Source organism: Microbacterium sp. NPDC057741, from assembly GCF_042798735.1.
GTDB lineage: Bacteria > Actinomycetota > Actinomycetes > Actinomycetales > Microbacteriaceae > Microbacterium.
Window position 1 is genome coordinate 54,764 of record NZ_JBHVJW010000005.1, and the last position, 15,130, is coordinate 69,893.

The following is a 15,130-nucleotide window of genomic DNA, read 5'->3' on the forward strand; positions in this document are numbered from 1 at the left end:
CCGCCGCTCAGTACTCCGAGACGCTGTAGCGCTCCGGTTCGGGCGTGCGCGAGAACGCACGCCCGGAGAGCGACCCGGCGACGATGCGGACGAAGTTGTACTTGAGCGTGGGAATCCAGGGCGCGAGACCGAGCGCCTCGGCCGCCTCCTGCTCGGCGAGCGTCTCGAGACGATGCGCTGAGCCCCGCACGATGACGCTCCAAGCCTCTGTGTCGGAATGGTCGTCGACCTCGAAGAGCACTTCGTCGTTGACGGTGAGCTCGATCAGCTTGCTCCCCTCCGCAGTGCGGAAGACGATCGAGTGATCATCGACGACGTAGTTGACCGGAAAGATGTCGAGCACGTCGCCGACATGCGTGACCAGTCTTCCGAGTTCCTGCGCGCCCAGGCGCTGCCAGCACTCCTCGCTGCTCAGTCGCGCGACTGCATCCTCTGCGCTCATGGGCCGATCCTCCTCCCTCCGGCGTGTGATGTCCACCGCCCGGGACAGGGCAGAATTGGCCTTCTATGGAACCTGTCCCCCTGCTGCGGCGCGCCGGCGCCGAACTGCTCGGCACCGCGCTGCTGACAGCGGTCACGCTCGGCTCTGCGGCGATGGCCCAGAAGCTCTCGACGGATGCCGGGCTGCGTCTGCTCGAGGGGTCGCTGGCGACCATGCTCGGGCTCGGCGCCCTCATCCTGCTGTTCGGCCCGGTCTCGGGCGGGCACTTCAACCCCGCCGTGTCGCTCACCGATGCCGTGCTGAGCAGGCGCGGCAGCGGCAAGGGCCTGCGTCCTGGTGAGCTGGGCGTCTACGTACTCGCCCAGGTGATCGGCGCGGTTCTCGGCGCGCTGCTGGTGAACGTGATGTTCGAGGTGCCTGCGGGGCTGGGCGCCGTGCAGCGGGCGACCCTCCCCGCTCTGGTCGGCGAGGTCGTGGCGACAGCGGGCCTCGTGCTGCTCATCGTCGGTCTGGTGCGCGCCGGTCGCAGCATCATGGTCATCGCGACGGCGGTCGCCGCGTACATCGGCGCGGCGTTCTGGTTCACCAGCTCGACCGCCTTCGCCAACCCCGCGGTGACCGTCGGACGACTCCTCACCGACTCTGCGGGCGGCATCGCGCCGGCATCCTTCCTGCCTTTCCTGCTCGCACAGCTGATCGGCACCGGCGTGGGCATCGCCCTGGCCGTCCTGCTCTTCCCGCATCCGCGCACGCCGGGCACGGACGTGCCTCTCGTGCACGAGCCCGAGGCCGTCGCAGACGCGGCGACCGATGATTAGGAGCATCCGATGACGGAGATTCCCGACGCTGCTCCCGTGCACCGCAAGCCGCGCCGATACGGCACCGGCCGCATGGAGGCGCTCAGCGACGGCGTGTTCGCCTTCGCCGCCACGCTGCTGGTGCTCGATCTGGTGATCCCTCGCAGCGACGGCTCGCAGGATCTGCTGGGCGCATTCTTCGACCTCTGGCCGCACTATCTGACGTATGTGATCAGCTTCGCGACGATCGGTGCGACCTGGCTGGCGCACAACGCGATCTGCGAGCAGCTGAAGCGCGCCGATTCGACATTCCTGCGGCTGAACCTCGTGCTGCTGCTGCTCGTCGCGTTCGTGCCGTTCCCCACGCGCTTCCTCGCGGAGTACATCAGCTCGGACGCCTCGGAGCGGGTGGCCGTGGTGCTCTACGGCATCTCGTTCCTGCTGCTGCTCGGCATGATGCTGCTGCTGTGGTGGTACGCGCGGACGCACCAGCTGCTCGCCGACGACGAGGACGGTGAGGCGCGGCTGTTCACCTACCGCCTGCTGCCCGGCGTCGGCGTGTACATCATCCTCATCTGTCTCGGGCTGGTCTGGCCGATGGCGGCGGTGTTCGGCTACCTCGCCCTCGCGCTGTTCTTCATCGTGCCGCTGCGCCGACGACGCCGGACCGCCTGACGGCGTCGGTCAGAACAACTGGCGCCAGTTCGCCTTCGCGAGGTCGAGCAGCTCGTCGCCACGGCCCGACATCACGGTGCGCAGCGCGTACAACGCGAATCCCTTCACCTGATCGGCCTTGATCGCCGGCGGCATCGAGAGCTCCTGCCGCTCGGTGACCACGTCGAGCAGTGCGGGGCCATCGTGCGCGAGCACCTCTGCGACCGCGTCGAGCAGGTCCTCCGACCGCTCCACGCGCCGCGCGAAGATGCCCAGCGCCTGCGCGACAGCGGCGAAGTCGGGGTTCTCCAGATCGGTACCGTAGGTCACGAACCCGGCGGCCTTCATCTCGAGCTCGACGAAGTTCAGCGACGAGTTGTTCACCACGACGACCTTCACGGGCAGCTTGTTCTGCGTCAGCGAGATCAGCTCGCCGAGCATCATCGACAGACCGCCATCGCCGGCCAGCGCGACCACCTGCCGGTCGGGATACGCGACCTGCGCGCCGATACCGTGCAGCAGGGCGTTCGCCATCGAGCCGTGGTTGAACGAGCCGATCAAGCGGCGGTTCTCGGTCATGGTGAAGTAGCGCGCCGCCCACACGGTCGGCGATCCGACGTCCGCGGTGAACACGGCATCGGAGGATGCCGCCTCGTCCAGCAGCCTGGCGAGGTACTGCGGGTGGATGGGCGCCTTGCCGCGCGACGGCACCGCCAGATCGTCGAGCTTCGCACGCGTCCTGCGATAGTGAGCGGTCGCGTCCTCGAGATGCGTGCGGTCCTCCTTGCGCTTCAGCCGCGGCAGCAGCGCATCGGCGGTCGCCTTCACGTCGCCGACCAGTCCGAGGTCGAGCGGATGCCGCTTGCCGAGCTGCGATCCGCGGATGTCGACCTGGATCGTGGTCACCCCGTCGGGATAGAACTGCGTGTACGGGAAGTCGGTGCCGAGCAGCAGCAGCGCGTCGGCGGCATCCATCGCCCGATAGCCGGATGCGAAGCCGAGCAGGCCGGTCATGCCCACGTCATAGGGGTTGTCGTACTCGATGAACTCCTTGCCGCGCAGCGCGTGCACGATCGGGGCGCCGAGCCGGTCGGCGAGCGCGATCACCTCATCATGAGCGCCCTCGACACCCGCTCCAGCGAGGATCGTCACGCGATCGCAGCCGTTCAAGATCGTGGCCGCCTTCTCGAGCTCGGCAGCGCTGGGCATGACCACCGGGCGGGTGCGCTCGATCACCGTGGTGCGCGTGTCACGGGCATCCGCCAGCGCGACGTCGCCGGGGATGACGACGACCGCGACGCCGCGCTGCTCGATCGCCGCGCGCATCGCGATCTCGAGCACGCGCGGCATCTGACTGGCGTCGGCGACATACTCGACGTACACGCTGGACTCGCGGAACAGCTCCTGCGGGTGCGTCTCCTGGAAGTAACCGGTGCCGATCTCACTGGTCGGGATGTGCGCGGCGATCGCGAGCACCGGCACGCGTGAGCGGTTCGCGTCGTAGAGTCCGTTGATCAGGTGCAGGTTGCCAGGCCCGCACGAGCCGGCGACGACAGCGAGGTCGCCGGTCAGCGCGGCGTCGGCTGCAGCCGCGAAAGCCGCAGTCTCCTCGTGCCGCACGTGCACCCAGCGGATCGTGCCGTCCTTGCGGAGCGCATCGGTGAACCCGTTCAGCGAGTCTCCCGGAATGCCGTAGACGCGCTGCACCCCGTTCGCGCGCAGGGTCTGGACGATGTTCTCGGCGACAGTGGTCATGACGGCCTCTCATGAAGGGACAGGACGCCTCCGACGCTACTCCGTGGGATCGGGTTTGGGACGGATCGGGAGCATTCGGCCATGTACTGGGCAAGACTCGAATCCGGAGGATCCGATGGATGACCTTGACGCGCTGCTGAATCGCAGCGACCCTGCCCGCGGGCGGCTGAACGACATCGACCCGCTGATCGCGGACCTCGCGAATGCCACAGCGTCGGCGCCCCGCCGGCATTGGTGGAAGCGTCCGCGGATCGTCCTCCCGATCGCGTTCGGGGTCGCGTTACTGGCAACCGGGGCAGCCGCCTACGTGCCTCTGACTCTGTTCATCAACGGGCAGCGGGCCGAATCCGAAGTCCGCATCCCGATCCACTACGAGACCGAGACAGGGGTGACGGTCGATTGCTGGTACGGGATCTACGTGGGCGACCCGGCGAACCGGACGGAAGCCGATCAGCGGCTCGCTGACTTCCTGAACGCACAGGACTGGACCGGGATCGGTCAGAGGATCTATGAGAAGGCGATCGCGGAACCCTTCGCGCCCGGTCCGAACGACGACTGGGAGGTCGACACCCAGGAGATCCGGGACGACTTCTCGTTCAACCGTGCGCTGTCCGAGCTCGTCGACGGACGGGTCCCGGAGTCGCTCGTGCACGACGGCATGGGCTGGGGAGCGACCAGCAACTGCACGGGACAGCTGCGATGACCAGCGAGCACATCACCCAGGTCATTCGTGACAACGGGAGCGACCTGCTCGGTTACTTCGTCCGTCGCGTGCAGGACCGGGAGCAGGCCGCCGATCTGCTCGCCGACCTGTTCGTCGTGATCTGGCGGCGCCGAAGGGCGCTACCGCCGACACCGGAAGATGCCAGGAAGTGGTGCTTCGGCGTCGCCAAGAACGTGCTGCGGGAGCACCATCGCGGTAGGACGCGCCGGAACAACTTGGCCAACGCTCTCCGCAGTCATCTGGAGACGATCGTCGCCGATCCGGCGCTCTGCGCGGAAGACTCTGAGCGGGATGCGGCAGTCCGCGGTGCCGTGCGCAGTCTCGACGCCCGTTCCAGGGAACTGGTCGTGCTCATCCACTGGGACGGATTCGCCATCGCCGATGCCGCTGCACATCTCGGGATGAATCCGTCGACGGCGCGGACGCGCTATGCACGCGCACGCGCACGGCTCGCCCAAATGCTGTCCGAGGGAACATCGCCGCCGGGCGTTGCGGTCAGTGCATCGACCGCTCCCGCCTCGTGATGAGACTGATACGGCTCCTGAGAGCCGTCCGGATACCCGGCGCTCCCTTGCTCAGACGAACATGACGTGTCGGGGTGCGGCGTCGGAGTACTCCCGGCCGTCGGGCGCGGTCCAGGCGACCGCGCCGTCGGTGCCGATGCGTGCCGTCCAACGGAACTGCTCGGGCACGCTGGGGTGTTTGAGCCGGTGGTGCGCGGGGCAGAAGTGCGCCAGGTTGTCGATCGCGGTCGGCCCACCGAGGGCGTGGTCGTGGTTGTGGTCAATCTCACAGGAGACCGCGGGTCGACGGCAGCCGGGGAATCTGCAGTGCTGATCGCGGGCACGCAGGAATCTGCGCATCCCATCGGTCGGCGTGTAGGCGTCGGTCTCGACGACCATTCCAGTCGGGTCGAGGAAGAGCCTGGCCCACCCGGGACTTCGCCCCGCCAGTTTCCGGGCTACGTCCGGGTGCACCGGACCGATCCCGTCGATCTCGGCCATCCGATCGTCAGCGCCGGCGAGCGTGCTCGCGGCAACGGTGACCTGGATCCGAGCGGCAACACCATCCAGCCCGGTACCGGACAGGGCGGTCGGATCGGCGCCGAGCAACAGGTCGGCGAATAGGTCAGCACGGATCTGATCCAGCGTGCGCTCGCCAGCCCGTTCGGCGTCGTCGGCCCGATTCAGGTCGGCGAGGAACCCGTCCATCCGGGCCAGGAACTCGCCCGCCGGCTCCGGGTCGGAGGGGAACCACTCGTCGTCGGGATGGCCGAAGAAGGGTCGGCCGGTCTGGGGCGAACCGTTGTCGAGGCTGCTCCCGCTGCCAGACTCGGACTCGGCGGCCAGGAACGCCTCTACCCGAGCGAAAAACTCCTCGATCGAGTCGTGGTCATCGGGCAGACGATCCGACCATGCCGCGCACCGAGCGTCTTCATCCGCGAACGTGCCCTCATCGGCTGTGGCGACCACGGCGTCGATCGAACCGCGAGCAATGCTGCCCGTCGACGCCGCACCATCCGCCGAAACCTCCATCGCAGCACGCCCGGCACCTGTTCCAACGCGGTCCGCCTGCAAACCATTGGCCAGCACACCATCGGACGGCTCGCCGTCGGTCTGCGCGCGCTCTGCGTTCCCCGTGCGGCGGTCCGCGGCCTCCGTCGCCCGCTCCTCAGCCTCCGCCTTCTCGGCACGCACGACCTCACGGACGAGCTGGTCAAGGCGGTCGCGGATCGCGAACGCGATGTGCTCCGGCAGCACCGCGGTCAACCTCGCCAGGCCGTCCTCGAGCGACACGATCTGCACGCACCGCTCCGCCCGCGCCCGCTCATGCCGCTCCCGCACCGTCTCCCCCAGCAGCGCCGCTACCACCTGCCGCGCATGCACCCCGGTGCGCGCCGGGGAGTCCTGCTCGGCGAACGCCAGCACCGCCGCATCGAACAACCCTGTCATCGCAGGGTCGACCGTGCCGTTGCGGACCGCCTCGTCGATCACCGCCGCCGCCTGCGTGATCTGCCGGGCATGGCCGACCGTGATCCGGCCCTCCCGCAGCGCATCCAGCACCGCAGAGTGATGATCGGTCAACGTCCGCGACGCGGCGAACGCCGACTCCACAGTCCCCTTCGCCAGGCGCCCCGCCGCAGAGAACTCCGCGAGCATCGACCGGCGGATCGACTCCCGCGCCAGCTGATGCTCCGCGACATCCGCATCGAACAGCACCTGACGAGCGGCAAGCAGCTCCGCCGCCCTCGCCTCCATCCGATCGATCTCCCGCCGACACGCCACCCAGGCATCGAGAAGAGCATCCCGCTCTTCGAATCCCGACACCTCGTCCATGCGTCCAGTTTAGTATATTTATACGAATTCGGGAAGGGTGAATCACGACTTTTCTCGGACGTTTCAGCCCAGATGGCCGGACCCGACTGATCGATCAAGCCGCACCCCCAAGGCGAGCATGCGCCTCACTCCGTGATGTACACCGCGTGGCCGATCCAGCCCGGATCCGTCAGCGCGTCGACGGCGGCACGGCCCACGGTGTCGAAGGTGGTGCTGTAGTGCCACCGCACGGAGAGGTCGATCCGGGTGCGGTACGGGACCCTCCCGGTGCCCTGCACGAGACGGCCGGGGCGGATGCTGGTCCAGTCGAGCCCGGAGGCCGCCATCGCGGCATCCATCGCCATCGTGTCCTCGTTGTTGGCCCGGAGCACCCGCTGCAGGATCGGCTTCGCGACGAACCGCGCGAGCGGGTCGTCGCCGGCGACATAGGGCGCACCGGCCGAGATCGTGATCAGGCGGCGGATGCCCGCGCGGCCCATCGCCTCGACGGTCGCGGCCATGCCGTCGCGGAGGATGCGGGTGTCGGCGTCGCCTTTGACGAAGCCGAGCATCGAGATCACCGCGTCCGCTCCGGCCATCGCCACAGCGAGAGCGTCGATGTCTCGGGCATCCGCCTGCGCGACCTCGGTCGACTGCGGCGCCGACGACGGGGTGCGCACCACCGACACGACCTCGTGGCCGGCGGCGAGTGCGTGGGCGACAGCCCGTCGGCCGGACCTGCCCGATGCTCCGATGATGACGACGCGCATGCGATTCTCCTGGGGTGAGTGAACACTTACTCACTAGAATAGCCCCATGGCCGAACCCGCTCCTCCCGCCCGCGAACGCTTCCTCGACGCGGCGCTGCTCGTCATGCGCGAGCGCGGCATCGCGAACACGACGACCAAGCTCATCGCGCAGCAGGCCGGGCTCTCCGAGGCGCTGCTGTACAAGAACTTCGACGACAAGCAGCACCTGTTCCTGTGCGTGCTCGAGGAGCGCACGCCACGGGTGCGCTTCGATCCCGACGCTGCGGGGTCGGAGGATCTCTTCGAGGAGATCATGACCCTGGTGGAGCAGCTGATGGCCTTCTTCACCCGCACCTTCCCGCTCGCCGCATCGGTCTTCGGCACGCCGGAGCTGCTCGCGCAGCATCGCGAAGGCGTCACCGCCCACGGCAAGGGCCCGGCGGAGGCCGTGACAGAGGTGCGCCGCTACCTCGAGGCGGAGCGCCGGGCCGGCCGCATCCGCCGCGACGCCGACACCACTGCAGCCGCGCGCACGCTCGTCGGCGCCGCATTCCACCAGGGGTTCCTCGCCGCGTTCGAGGGCAGGGAGAACTTGGCCGCACCGCGTCGGGTCGCCGCAGGCATCGCGGGCGTGCTGCTGCCCGCGCTCAGCCCGGAGGAGTGAGCGGCCCGGTACGGATGCAGGCAGAACGGACGCCTGCAGGCGGACACACGCCGCCGATCCTGCCTGCATCCGTCATCCGTGCCTGCATCCGTGACGTGGCGGCTCACCCGGCACGTGCACGGAGCCCACGGCCTCCGTGTCCGCCTGCAGGCAGAACGGACGCCCGCAGGCGGACACGCCGCTGATCCTGCCTGCATCCGTCATCCGTGCCTGCATCCGTGACGCGGCGGCCCGGAGGCTGCGCCGGAACGCACGACGCCCCGCCCGACCGGGCGGGGCGTCGTGCGACCAGAGGACTCAGCCCACGCGGATGAGCTTCTTGTTCACGAACTCATCGGCCGCGAGGTGGCCGAGCTCGCGGGCGGTGCCGCTGCGCTTGATACCGCCGAAGGGCAGCTCGGGGCTGTCGGCCAGCACGAGGTTGACGTAGACCATGCCCGCCTCGATCTTGTCCGCCACGCGCTCCGCCTGTGCGGCATCCGTGGTGAACACGTACGAGCCGAGACCGAACGAGGTGTCGTTCGCGAGTGCGACGGCGGCTTCCTCGTCCGCGACGCGGTAGACCACTGCGGCAGGGCCGAACAGCTCCTCGCGGTAGACGTCCATCTCGGGCGTGACGTCGGCGAGCACGGTCGGCGCGAAGAACGCGCCCTCGCGGGTGCCGCCGGTCAGCAGCGTCGCACCCTGAGCGACTGCGCCGTCGATCTGCTCCTGCAGACGCTCCGCCGCAGCCTCCGACGAGACCGGGCCGAGCACGGTGTCGTCCTGCATCGGGTCGGTCGCGGTCACCGCAGCCATCGCCGCGGTGAACTTCTCGGTGAACGCGTCGTACAGACCGTCCACGACGATGAAGCGCTTCGCGCCGTTGCAGGCCTGGCCGTTGTTGTCCAGACGCGCGTCGACACCGGCCTGCACCGTGGCATCCAGATCATCGGTCGACAGCACGATGAACGGGTCGGACCCGCCCAGCTCCAGCGCGACCTTCTTCAGGTTGCGACCGGCGACCTCGGCGACGGCCGCACCGGCGCGCTCTGAACCGGTCAGCGAGACGCCCGCGATGCGCGGGTCGGCGATCATGCCGGCGATCTGCTCGTTGGTCGCGAGGATGTTCTGGTAGGCGCCGGCGGGGAAGCCCGCGTCACGGTAGATCTCGGCGATCGCGGTCGACGACTCCGGGCACTGCGGCGCCGGCTTCAGCAGGATCGTGTTGCCGACGATCAGGTTCGGCGCCGCGAAGCGCACGATCTGGTAGGCCGGGAAGTTCCACGGCATGATGCCGATCAGGGGTCCCAGCGACGAGCGGCGGATGATCGCCGACCCCTCCCCCAGGATCGCGATCGGCTGGTCGGCCATGATCGCCTCCGCCTGGTCTGCGTAGTACTCGGCGATGTCGGCGGCGAAGTCGACCTCACCGAGAGCGGCCTCGCGGGGCTTGCCCATCTCGCGCACGAAGATGTCGGCCAGCTCCTCGCGGCGCTCGCGGTGCAGCTGCGCCATCCGGCGGATCAGCTCGGCGCGCTCGGCGACGGTCGACGTGCGCGACCAGGTGCGGTGCGCCTCGGCGGCGGATGCCACGGCCTGCTCGACCTGCTCATCGGTGAGCGTGTCGAACGAGGCGAGGGTCTGCCCGGTTGCCGGGTTGACGACGGCATAGTCGGTCATGGTGCTTCCTCTCAGTCGTTGGGGATGAGCGTGTACTTGGTGGACAGGTACTCGTGGATGCCCTCGAACCCGCCCTCGCGGCCGATGCCGGACTGCTTGACACCGCCGAACGGAGCGGCCGCGTTCGAGACGACCCCGACGTTCAGACCCATCATGCCGGTCTCCAGCGCGTCGATCATGCGGTGTCCGCGCGCCAGGTCCTGCGTGTACACGTAAGAGACGAGACCGTACTCGGTGTCGTTCGCGAGACGGACGCCCTCGGCCTCGTCGCGGAACGTCGCGATCGCGAGCACGGGGCCGAAGATCTCCTCGCGCAGGATGTCGCTGCCCGCGGCCACCTCCGTGACGACGGTCGGCTCGTAGAACGTGCCCTCGCCCTCCAGCGCGTTGCCGCCGGCGAGCACCTTCGCGCCGCGCTCGACAGCATCCTTCACCAGCTCGTCCGCCTTGGCGACGGCGTTCGCGTCGATCAGGGGGCCGATCGTCACGCCGTCCTCGGTGCCGCGGCCGATCTTCATCGCGCGCACACGCTCGGCGACGCGGTCGGCGAACTCCGAGGCCACGCTCTCGTGCACGATGAAGCGGTTCGCCGCCGTGCAGGCCTGACCGATGTTGCGGAACTTCGCGGCCATCGCGCCCTCGACCGCCTTGTCCAGGTCGGCGTCGTCGAACACGACGAACGGCGCATTGCCGCCGAGCTCCATCGACACGCGCAGCACGCCCTGGGCGGCCTGTTCGATGAGCTTCTGTCCGACGCCGGTCGATCCGGTGAACGACAGCTTTCGCAGGCGGGGGTCGGCGATGATCGGAGCGGACAGCGCGCTCGAGCGAGCGGTCTGCACGACGTTGACGACGCCGGCCGGGACGCCGGCCTCTTCCAGCAGCTGCGTGAAGAAGATCGTGGTCAGCGGGGTCAGTGCCGGGGGCTTGATCACCACGGTGCAGCCGGCGGCGAGCGCGGGCGCGATCTTGCGGGTCGCCATCGCGAACGGGAAGTTCCACGGCGTGATGAAGAACGAGGGTCCGACGGGACGCTGCGAGACGACCATCCGTCCGGTGCCCTCAGGGTTCGAGCCGTAGCGACCGGTGATGCGCACCGCCTCCTCGCTGAACCAGCGCAGGAACTCGCCGCCGTAGACGACCTCGCCACGGGCCTCGGCCAGGGGCTTGCCCATCTCGAGCGTCATCAGCAGGGCGAGGTCCTCCTTGTGCTGCTGCACGAGGTCGAACGCGCGGCGCAGGATGTCGCTGCGCGTGCGAGGTGCCGTGGCGGCCCAGGCGTCCTGTGCGGCGACGGCGGCGTCGAGCGCGCGGATGCCGTCAGCGGGAGTGGCATCCGCGATCGAACGGATCACTGCGTTCGTGGCCGGGTCGTGCACGTCGAACGTCCGCCCGCCCTCGGCGTCGACCCATTCGCCGCCGATGTAGAGACCTGTGCGGACGCGGGCGAGCAGGTCCTGCTCGTTCTGTGCAAGTGCAGTGCTCATGGTTTCTCTTTCCTGTCGATTTGGGTCAGCGGCGGTTGCTGGGCGGAGCATCCATGCTCAGCGTCTTGCCCTGGAAGAAGGCCGGCGAGGCGAACCTCTGGACGAGCATCAGCGCTGCGCCGAACACGAGCAGGCCGACGCCGATGAAGAACACGATGCCGATGCCGCCCTTGCCGTGCGAATCCGCGCCGATGGCGATCGAGCCGTAGTCGGGCGCGAGGCTGTCGACCGCGGTGATCACGAAGAGCACCAGCAGGATGATGCCGCCGACGAGCGGGCTGGCGAACTTGAAGAAGAAGTCCTTGCCCGAGTCGAACCACTGGTGCCGGAAGTACCAGACGCAGGACAGCGCGGTGATGCCGTAGTAGAAGCAGATCATCATGCCGAGCGCGAGGATGGTGTCCCACAGCGCGTCCTCGCTGAGGAAGCGCATCACCGCGTAGAAGCCGCCAGCGACGACAGCAGAGGCGATCGTCGCGAAGCCCGGCGTGAAGAACCGAGGGCTGACCCCGCCGAACTTCTTCGGCATCGCGCCGTAGTGCCCCATCGCGAGCAGTGTGCGGGCCGGCGAGATGAACGTCGACTGCAGGGACGACGCCGACGAGGTCAGCACCGCCAGCGAGAGCAGGAACGCCAGGCCGCCCATCACGGGACCCGACAGCGCGAAGAAGACGTTGCCGCCGATGTCCTCGTTGTTGAGGCCGAGACCCTTGTCGCCGATACCGGAGTACATCAGGCTGCTGACGGTGAGCAGCAGGTAGATCGCGATGATCGAGACCACGGTGAGCATGGCCGCGCGCCCAGGCGTGCGCTCCGGGTCCTTCGCCTCCTCGTTCATGGTGAGGGTGACGTCCCAGCCCCAGAACATGAAGACCGAGGCCGAGAGGCCCATCACGATCATGGACAGGCCGCCCTGGATCGCGAACGGATTGAACCATGCCAGTTCGGGCATATGCGGCTCGAAGGCGTTGCCCTGCACGGTCTCGACGATCGCCATCACGGCGAAGAGCACGAGGATCACGACCTGGAACGCGACGAGGCCGTACTGCATCTTCTGCGAGGTCGACACGTCGCGGTACGACACCCACGCGGCGAGGGCCACGAAGGCGAGGCACACCGCGACGTTCACGAACGGGTTCTTGGTGATCTCGGCGATGGCCTCGTTGCCCGAGATCTGCGAGATCAGCAGGAAGAGGAAGTCCACCGCGATGCCGGCGAGATTGGACAGCACCAGGATCGTCGCGACGATCAGGCCCCATCCCGCCATCCAGCCGACGTACGGGCCGAAGGCCCTGGTGGCCCAGGTGAAGGATGTACCCGAGTCGGGCATGGCCTTGTTGAGCTCGCGGTAGCCGAAGGCCACGAGCAGCATCGGGATGAACCCGAGCAGCAGGATCGCCGGCACCTGGAACCCGACGGCGCCGACCGCCCCGCCGATGCCGGCGGTGTAGGTGTATGCGGGGGCGATGCACGAGATGCCCATCACCAGGGCGCCGAGTACGCCCACGGTCCCGACGCTCAGGCCCTTGCGGGAGATCCCCGTGGTCACGGAGGAATCGGGCTCCGTCGCCCGGTTCGCGGTGGTCATCAGCGGTCTCCTGCTTCAGTGCCGGTACGCGGCACCACGATCATGGGGACGGGCAGTTCGCGGAGCATCTTCGCCGCGGTCGACCCGAGGAACAGGCGGCGCGGCTGCGCCAGACGGCTGGAGCCGACCAGCACGAGCTCGCCGGGGAGCCAGTCCAGCTGCGCGACGGCGTCCTCGATGCTGTCGCCGCCGGCCTGCAGCACCTCGACCTCGGTCTCGGCGGGCAGCCGGTCCCGCGCCTCGGCGAGCACCTGGTCGACGTGTGCGTCCTGCACCAGAGTGATGGCGCCGGTGTTGAGGCCTGCGGGCACATCGAGCGGCATCAGCGAGACGAGGCGGACCGCTGCGCCGGATGCTGCGGAGAGGCGCACGGCGCTCTGCAGCAGCCGTTCGGCACCCGGACGGGTGCCGGTCGCGACCGTGATGCGCGGCAGCCCCGCATCCGGTTCTCCCGACAGACCTGCCGGCGCGAGCGCGACCGGCACCGTCGAGGTGTGCAGCAGTTCGGATGCCACGGAGCCCAGCCTGTGCCGGCGCAGTGCGCCGCCGTTGGCGGCGCCGAGGACGAGCACGGCGGCGCCGAACTCGTCGGCGGCGGCCAGCAGGCCCTCACCGAAGGACTCGGCGAAGCGGACGTGCGCGCTGTGCACCATCCCCGCGGGGATCGCCGTCGCGGCATCCTCGAGCCAGCTGCGCGCCTGGTTACGGAGCAGGTCCTCGTAGGCGCGCTCAGGCGCGACGGCCTTGCTGCGGGTGCCCTCGAGCGGCAGCACGATCACGACATGCAGACGTGCTGCCGTCGCCTTCGCGAGCCGGATGCCGAGCGCGAGCGCATCGGCTCCGGCTGCCGTGGCCGTGTAGCCGACGACGATCGGACTGGTCATGATCCGTCCGCGGCGAGGATGTTCGCCGCGGCAAGGCGCCCCATGCGGATCGCGCCGTCGACGTGCTGGTAGCCGGCTCCCGCCATGTCGCTGCAGGCGAAGTGGATCGGGCCGACGGCGGCGCGCAGGTCGGCGCCGTAACGGTGCAGGCCGCCCATGTCGAAGCTCGCGGCGTAGGCGCCGCGGGTCCACTCCTCGGTGCCCCAGTCGCTCTCGTAGTAGACCACCGGCTCCTTCGCCTCGGGCCCGTAGTAGTGCGACAGCGACTCGAGGATGCGCTCCTTGCGCTCCTCGGCCGACAGCGTGAACAGGTCGTCCGCGTTCTGGTCGGACACGAAGCCGACCAGGGTGCCCCGCTCGTCGCCGTGGTTGGTGTTGTCGTACGCCTCGTGCGAGAGCTCGTAGGGGCTGAACGCGGTGCCGGACAGGCCCTGCTCGCGCCAGAACGGGCGGTCGTAGACGGCGTGCACCTTGATCACGAAGCCCATCGACAGGTGCTGGTGCAGCTGGTGCTGGCGGCGCGGCAGCGAGGGCACGAACGAGATGCGGTCGTAGAGCACCGGCGCGTGCGCGAGGATCGCGTACCGGGCATGCACGGTGAGGTCGCCGTCGGCGTGCGCGACGACGCCGTCGTCGCCCCACTCCAGGGAGCGCACCGGGCTGTTCAGGAACACGTCGTCACCGAGGCGCGCGGCCAGGGCCTGCGGCACCTGCTGCAGGCCGCCGACGACTCGCTTGTCGAGGATGAAGTCCGCGTCGACGAGGTTCGAGTACGAGCCGGCCGACGCCGCCATCAGCAGCGACTGCAGCAGCGAGAAGGTGTGCGTGGGCTTGGTGAGCATGGCCGAGCCGGTGGCGAAGGCGAGGTTGCGCACCGCCTCGTCGTCGTTAGTCTGCGCGCGGAGCCACGCGTCCCAGGTGACGCGGTCCCATTCCTCGGCGTTCGGGTGCTCCCACGGACGGTCGGGGTCGATCTCGGCCACCATGGCGTCGAGGCGCTCGGTGATCTCGGCGATGACGGCCTCGGTCTCGGCCGACACCGGGAACATCTCACCGGTGAAGCGGTGCAGCGTGCCGTCGGGGCCGACGTAGACGCTGTCGCCCTCGCGGTAGCGGCTGAAGGTCTCGAGTCCGAGCTCTTCGATGGTCTCCTTGAGGGCGTCCTGGTCGGGCGAGACCCACTGACCGCCGAGCTCGAGCATGGCGCCGTCGATGACGTCGGTCCACAGGCGGCCGCCGACGCGGTCGCGAGCCTCGAGCACGGCGACCGTCAGGCCGGCCTGTCGCAGCTTGCCTGCCGCGGTCGTGCCGGCAGCGCCGGCGCCGATGATGACCACGTCGCGAGTGATGTCCGTCATTGCACAGTTCCTTCTGTCGAGATGGCTGTTCGTCATGGGGTGTACCGGCCG

The 15,130-nt window shown here is 68.9% G+C and carries 14 protein-coding genes; 5 read left to right on the top strand and 9 right to left on the bottom strand.

The annotated features are described in order from the left end of the window. Window positions 1-7: 7 nt before the first annotated feature. The gene (locus ACFVDO_RS15475; RefSeq protein WP_378859555.1) at window positions 8-442 is read right to left on the bottom strand and encodes a pyridoxamine 5'-phosphate oxidase family protein; all 435 of its coding nucleotides are present in this window, start codon (window positions 440-442) and stop codon (window positions 8-10) included. A gap of 65 nt (window positions 443-507) precedes the next feature. Between ACFVDO_RS15475 and ACFVDO_RS15480 the strand changes: the two genes are divergently transcribed. Together ACFVDO_RS15480 and ACFVDO_RS15485 are read left to right on the top strand one after the other, a co-directional pair. Next, complete coding sequence (locus ACFVDO_RS15480) at window positions 508-1,260, top strand: aquaporin (protein WP_378859556.1); 753 nt, start codon at window positions 508-510, stop codon at window positions 1,258-1,260. A gap of 9 nt (window positions 1,261-1,269) precedes the next feature. Beyond that, window positions 1,270-1,914, top strand: coding sequence for a TMEM175 family protein (locus tag ACFVDO_RS15485; RefSeq protein WP_378859557.1), 645 nt, complete (start codon window positions 1,270-1,272; stop codon window positions 1,912-1,914). 9 nt (window positions 1,915-1,923) lie between these two features. Here ACFVDO_RS15485 and poxB read toward each other — a convergent pair whose 3' ends face one another. Further along, window positions 1,924-3,648, bottom strand: coding sequence for a ubiquinone-dependent pyruvate dehydrogenase (gene poxB / locus ACFVDO_RS15490; RefSeq protein WP_378859558.1), 1,725 nt, complete (start codon window positions 3,646-3,648; stop codon window positions 1,924-1,926). Window positions 3,649-3,763: 115 nt separating this feature from the next. Between poxB and ACFVDO_RS15495 the strand changes: the two genes are divergently transcribed. Then, window positions 3,764-4,351, top strand: coding sequence for a hypothetical protein (locus tag ACFVDO_RS15495; protein WP_378859559.1), 588 nt, complete (start codon window positions 3,764-3,766; stop codon window positions 4,349-4,351). After that, window positions 4,348-4,896: an RNA polymerase sigma factor gene (locus tag ACFVDO_RS15500; RefSeq protein ID WP_378859560.1), complete on the top strand. Its 549-nt coding sequence runs from the start codon at window positions 4,348-4,350 to the stop codon at window positions 4,894-4,896. The genes ACFVDO_RS15495 and ACFVDO_RS15500 overlap by 4 nt, the downstream gene beginning before the upstream one ends. Before the next feature lie 51 nt (window positions 4,897-4,947). Here ACFVDO_RS15500 and ACFVDO_RS15505 read toward each other — a convergent pair whose 3' ends face one another. Next, entirely contained in the window at window positions 4,948-6,708 is a 1,761-nt protein-coding gene (locus ACFVDO_RS15505; RefSeq protein ID WP_378859561.1) for a DUF222 domain-containing protein, read from the bottom strand. 125 nt (window positions 6,709-6,833) lie between these two features. Beyond that, on the bottom strand, window positions 6,834-7,457 hold the full coding sequence (locus tag ACFVDO_RS15510; protein ID WP_378859562.1) for an NAD(P)-dependent oxidoreductase: 624 nt from the start codon (window positions 7,455-7,457) through the stop codon (window positions 6,834-6,836). Window positions 7,458-7,503: 46 nt separating this feature from the next. On the opposite strand from ACFVDO_RS15510, the gene ACFVDO_RS15515 reads away from it, so the two are divergent. Continuing rightward, window positions 7,504-8,100, top strand: coding sequence for a TetR/AcrR family transcriptional regulator (locus ACFVDO_RS15515; protein WP_378859563.1), 597 nt, complete (start codon window positions 7,504-7,506; stop codon window positions 8,098-8,100). Window positions 8,101-8,397: 297 nt separating this feature from the next. On the opposite strand, the gene ACFVDO_RS15520 is transcribed toward ACFVDO_RS15515, so the two are convergent. From ACFVDO_RS15520 to ACFVDO_RS15540, 5 genes are read right to left on the bottom strand one after another with little or no spacing between them, the layout of a single operon-like run. Continuing rightward, window positions 8,398-9,762, bottom strand: a complete 1,365-nt coding sequence (locus tag ACFVDO_RS15520) for an NAD-dependent succinate-semialdehyde dehydrogenase (RefSeq protein ID WP_378859240.1) — start codon at window positions 9,760-9,762, stop codon at window positions 8,398-8,400. A gap of 11 nt (window positions 9,763-9,773) precedes the next feature. Beyond that, complete coding sequence (locus ACFVDO_RS15525; RefSeq protein WP_378859239.1) at window positions 9,774-11,249, bottom strand: NAD-dependent succinate-semialdehyde dehydrogenase; 1,476 nt, start codon at window positions 11,247-11,249, stop codon at window positions 9,774-9,776. 25 nt (window positions 11,250-11,274) lie between these two features. Continuing rightward, the gene (locus tag ACFVDO_RS15530; RefSeq protein WP_378859238.1) at window positions 11,275-12,837 is read right to left on the bottom strand and encodes an APC family permease; all 1,563 of its coding nucleotides are present in this window, start codon (window positions 12,835-12,837) and stop codon (window positions 11,275-11,277) included. Beyond that, window positions 12,837-13,721: a universal stress protein gene (locus ACFVDO_RS15535; protein WP_378859237.1), complete on the bottom strand. Its 885-nt coding sequence runs from the start codon at window positions 13,719-13,721 to the stop codon at window positions 12,837-12,839. Before ACFVDO_RS15535 ends, ACFVDO_RS15530 begins: the two co-directional genes overlap by 1 nt. Then, the gene (locus tag ACFVDO_RS15540; protein WP_378859236.1) at window positions 13,718-15,079 is read right to left on the bottom strand and encodes a flavin monoamine oxidase family protein; all 1,362 of its coding nucleotides are present in this window, start codon (window positions 15,077-15,079) and stop codon (window positions 13,718-13,720) included. Before ACFVDO_RS15540 ends, ACFVDO_RS15535 begins: the two co-directional genes overlap by 4 nt. Window positions 15,080-15,130: the final 51 nt, after the last annotated feature.